1 pseudogene is annotated in these 576 nt (G+C 44.1%); it reads right to left on the bottom strand.

Annotated elements, in window-relative coordinates:
- Positions 1-364 precede the first annotated feature (364 nt).
- Positions 365-576 (bottom strand): annotated as a pseudogene (locus tag R7Z49_RS26595) (hypothetical protein); the annotation flags it as partial.

Raw genomic sequence — 576 nt, 5'->3', positions numbered from 1 at the left:
CTCTTCAGCCGAGCGTTTAAACTCACCTGCGGTTGCCCCTAACCCACCATCAAAGTGCCTTTCAGGTGGCAATAAAAACACGTTCATAAGACCTCTGTAATACCAACTTTTGGGAAACACCTAACGCCGCATTAAGGGGTGAACAACGCCACCACCTAACCTAAACCATTGTGCCGTAAACACTAAAGCCAATTCAAACCAAAACTGCCAAGCGTTGTGAATCCCTCTTGAATGCTTTGTTAGTTGCCAAACCTAAAGCTTTGATTTGAAGTCAATGACCGCTTTGCCAACACTAAGGTTATGTGTTCTGAAAACTCAAGTCAGGCGCAGTTTCAAAGCGCCTGTCACTGAAACCACTTGGAACTCAAAACTCCGTAGAAAACGGATTAACCACACCAAAAAGCCCTTTTAAACAGAAAAGGTAACAGAGCTGACTTTCAACAAATAAATCAGCTTCTGCAATGGCAAACCAAACTAGGAAAAGATCGAAGCTCAGTTCCCACGAGCCAGGATCCCGAAGTTCGAAGTGCAGAATCGAGTAAAGTACACGAACGATTAGGCTTAAACACTCTGTGT

This window comes from Vibrio sp. 1562, from assembly GCF_033340155.1.
Lineage (GTDB): Bacteria > Pseudomonadota > Gammaproteobacteria > Enterobacterales > Vibrionaceae > Vibrio > Vibrio alginolyticus.
Note: the sequence above shows the minus strand (reverse complement) of the source record. Positions and strands in the feature narration are given on the sequence as shown.